This window comes from Bacteroides sp. GM023 (assembly GCF_014750685.1).
Lineage (GTDB): Bacteria > Bacteroidota > Bacteroidia > Bacteroidales > Bacteroidaceae > Bacteroides.
Window position 1 is genome coordinate 1 of record NZ_JAAXGE010000032.1, and the last position, 4527, is coordinate 4527.

The 4527-nt window shown below is 52.9% G+C and carries 2 protein-coding genes; both read left to right on the forward strand.

All coding sequences use genetic code 11. The features are described 5' to 3' along the window. Nucleotides 1-123: 123 nt before the first annotated feature. On the forward strand, nt 124-1692 hold the full coding sequence (locus tag HC965_RS26535; protein WP_191034209.1) for a hypothetical protein: 1569 nt from the start codon (nt 124-126) through the stop codon (nt 1690-1692). A gap of 40 nt (nt 1693-1732) precedes the next feature. Next, a complete protein-coding gene (locus HC965_RS26540) occupies nt 1733-4486 on the forward strand; it encodes a DUF1566 domain-containing protein (protein WP_191034210.1) in 2754 nt (917 codons plus the stop codon). The last annotated feature ends 41 nt before the right edge of the window (nt 4487-4527 follow it).

Sequence of the window (4527 nt, forward strand, 5' to 3'; positions counted from 1 at the left end):
CACTTGCACCCATGGCAGTGACGGTACTCATACCACTATACGTGTTTTTGTCAACGGTTGGGAATATGTGCCCATGGATGATGGTGTATAGCTCCTCTATAATGATTTAATAAAACCCGACATATGAAAATAATAAATAAAATGAGTCAGTGCCACCTCTTAAACGTTTATCTGTGGCTACTACTACCGCTCGGTCTAGTGGCAGGAGGATGTATTCACGACTCCGCCTACACGGACGACGAGCCTCCCGGGGCGGAAGGAGCCGTACCTGTGATCGTCAGGCTGGTCGCCCGTTTCGGTGGAGAGAGGAAGGGGGCATCCACCCCGCCGAGGTTGAGCGACGGAAAAGGTGTTTCCACCTGGGGGCTGAGCGAGGAGGAGGAAGGAAAAGTGAATGATGTTTACGTTTTCTTCCTGCGCGACAGTGACAACAAAGTACACTCGGTGGTGAAAGGAAGAGAGGTGACCCATACGAGCGCTACCGAAACGACCTTCACCGCTAGCCTGGAGGTGGTGGGCAGTGCAGGGCAGGAGTTCCGGTGTATTGTGGTTGCCAATGCGGCATCCTTATTGGACATGCAGAATTTGCGCCTGTATAAGGAGAAGACCTATGACGATATTCAGCGAATGCTGGTCAGCGGAAATGCGTATACGGCAGCCCCAGTCATCAGAGAAGGCGATTTCGTGATGTGGGGCGAGGCGCAACGGAAAATCATAGCCTCGCAGCGTCCGCAGAACGTAACTGTCGGCGTAGTGCGCGCCATGGCGCGTATGGACATTGGTCTAGGCGTGAACCCGGATAGTTGGGATGGGACGGACACCGACGGCAACCCCATCCCCTTCGTACTGAAAAAAATATTCATTTTCAGGGCCAATGATAAATGTGCGTTCATGCCCGTGAGAGGGGCTTATGACCCGGATTTGCAGCGTGTGACCAAACCTTCACCCACCGGGCAGCGTACCGAAATCGGGAATCCCTTTGAATATGACCTTCCGGAAGGTGCTACCTCCTTAACAGCATCCGTCTACCTGCCCGAAGCGGACATATGCCAGGGAGCAAACGCGGAGCCGGGCGACGTGAACCATACGAACCGTTGCGCCATCGTGGTGGAAGGCTCCTACCAAGGGCATGCCGACACCTACTACCGCATTGACTTCCGCAATGGAACCGTGCTTGCTGACCTACTGCGCAACCACCGCTACTTGGTCAGCATCCGTTCCGTACAGGGAGATGGGGAAGCCACGCCGGAAGAAGCTTATGAAACGCGCCGGGTGAACATTGCCGCCACCGTGCTCGAATGGAACGACTGGTCGCAGGATGTCTACTTCGATGGCGTAGATCACGTGTATGTGAAGCAGAAAAGCATCCTCCTGCCGGGCAACTCCGGACAAGCGGGAGCCATTGGCGTGGAGAGCAACGTGGAACCCGGCGAGTGGCTGATGAGCTTGGACGGGACGAACTTCTCCGCCGGGGCGACAATTTCCAACGACGACTTTGAGGTGACAAAGCCAGCGGTGAAAACAGGGGGAAGCCTGCTGATACGAACCCGGCATGTGCTAGCGGAAGGTGAGGAAAAGAACGCCACGCTGACGGTGAAGATACACCGGTTGACTTTCTCCGTTCGCATCGGGCAGAAGCCCGACCTCCCCGAAGACTGGGCGGATGGAGGAGAATTCCCGAAAGATTTTTAAGAATATTGAGAATTAGTGATATATTATAAATTACATAGATATGAAGACTACAGTTCCTATTTTCCCTTTAAGCGCCATGCGGAGATGTTCCACCCGATTCCTTGCGGTGGGTTTTTCCATCGTTTCGATTACCTTGACGATTGTCATGGCTCTTACCGGATGCGTCGCGGATGATTTGACCACACCTATAACCACGGGGCGTGTATTCACCGTCAATTATTCCTTTGAGGGGGCACAAACCAGAGTTGCCGCCACAGGAGCCGAAAAGGAGATGACGGATGTTGCTGTACTTTTTTACAGGGCTGACGACAGCAATCCTTCCAACGAAACATTCGTAGATTATGAACAGGTCAATATAGTTAGCGGAAACCCTTCTACAAGTTTTCCGCTGCCTATGCCTGGGGGAATCGTGCAAGGAAGTAAGTATAAACTTATTATCATTGGGAACTATAACAAATATGCCCCCGATGGAAAGAGACTGGGGGAATATACTGCCGACAACAGTACACGGACTTACAGTCGGATGAAACAGGAGATACAGGGAAAACTCGCCACGGACGAAGCAAGGGTGGTGACCCCATTACCCTTCTGGGGCGTTCTGTTGGGAGCTGACGGTTACGAAACCACCTTGACCGGTCCGGCAGCAGGCGATACCTCGCTGGGTGTATCGGTGAAGTTCAGCCGCGCCGTGGCACGGTTTGATATATCGAACCTGGCAGCCGACCAACTGAGAATAGCTTGGGTGAAGGTATGCAATTACCGCAATAGAGGATACTTCTTTCACGAGATGATGCCCGCAGGAAACGTTGTACGAGGAATAGCCTCTGCCCCTCCCATCGGCGACTCCTATCCGACAGGGTATGTAAAAGCCCACGCTCCTACGGGTGAGGATGGTAGTAAGCGGCAGGACCTGACTGAAGGCGGACTGTATGCCTTCCCCAATACCGTGGCATACACCGCACAGGACGACAAAACGACTGCTTTCCTGATGATAGCCGGGTACTACCAAACCGTAGGAGAACCTGAAAACACTACAAAGTTGACCTACTATCGTGCCAACGTGAGCGAGAGTAGCGGCAGCAGCCAGATTATCCGGCGGAATTACATCTATTCGCTGGTCATCAACAAGGTCAGGAGGGAAGGCGCCGAAACGGAGACCGCCGCCGAGAACGAGAAAGAGAAGCTGCTGGAATACAAGGTGGGCGAAGACTGGGACAGTGAAGACAACAGTACGGCTGTAGACGGGCAGGGGAACTTCCTGACCCTCTCGCGCACATCGGTGGTACTTGAGAGCGGGGCAGGAGAAATAGCCGTTATCCGGGTGGCAGTGAAAAAAAATACGGGTTGGAGGCTCGACTGGACAAATAACCCCAATGGTGCATTTCGATTCGAGAAAATAGATGATAACAGTTTCCGTATACTCACTACCGGAAAAAACGACGACTTGTATACCCGGAATGCCGCGCTGAACGTCAGCGTAACCGATGTGTCGTCGAACATATTTCTTACAGTAAATGTGATACAGCTCTCTTCACAAGATACCCAGCAGATGCTGGTGGTGGAAGGAAAAACGGGTAGCTTCGATTATACCGTACCCGGACAGGGAGCTATAATAGAGTTGCAGACAGTGACCGGAAGCTCTTCTTCGCGATGGAAGGCCGAGGCGGACCATGCGCTGCAACAGATGCTGAGCAAGTATTCTGAGTCCGGGGGGAATAAAGGTTCTATCGAGTTGATTTTCAACGGCAACACGACAGGCGCGCCACGTTCGGGTGTACTGACCGTGAAACGGTTGCTGGTAAACGGGACGGAGGATCCCGCCGTGGCTCCCGTATACATTACTTTTCAACAGGAGAAGAGCCCTTTTATCGTGAATGTGATACCCGATTACTCCGCAAACGGACTGGTGCTTGATGCTTTCAGTGCATCTACACTAACCCCGAACGGGATTAGCAGGTCCCGTTCATTTCAAGTGCAGCTTGCCGACCCCGACAACTATACATACACAGCTACCTGCAACCTTAATCAGGTGTCTGATGCTGTGTTGACAACGGGTAATGCCCAGCCCACGGCTATTGCCGGACCTCTCCAGAGTTCGAAATCGAATCCGAGTACCGTATCGGGTGTCCATAATGGCAACTTCACACTGTCCGTGTATCGCACGGGGCCGGGTGACAAGGATATACGTGGTGAGATTGTGGTGACGGCCCTGCCCAAAGACCCAACATCGGGACTCCCGACAGGCACCTTTACGTTCAGGGTCAAGATAACGAGCGGCTGCAACATAGGCGACTCTAAAATCGGCGGGGTGTTATGGGCCGACCGTAATACGGATACTATGCCGCGCGGAGAAGAAGGTTCCGCTATTGGGTTGAATTATAGCAATGATCCCAAAAGTGACGACAATATCAATTCCGGCTTTCGAGGAAGCTATGCCAGCTTCGCACAAGCCTTGGAGAAATGTACCTATTTCGGGGCGGATATGAATTACGAAGGTGAGTTGGCCACGGGATGGAGAGTGCCGACTAATACAGAACAGCAGGCTGTCGTTCCCAGAATGTGTTTCAGCAAGCAGCGGGCATTTATCGTTTCGGACGATACCACTTTAGGAACCGTAGGGTGCTGGTTTCCGCTAGCAGGGGCTACAACTTCACCTACAGCCGTGAACGGTTCCTTCTGGTCGTCGTCGCCCCATGGCAGTAACTACGGCTGGTATTTTGGCGTGCAGGCGGGGTCGGTGAGCGCGTACGGCAGCAATCGGTCGTACGGGTCTTCCGTGCGTTGTGTCAGATAAATTCGATTTATTTGTCTCTTGTTCGGAGGCTTGTAGGCCTC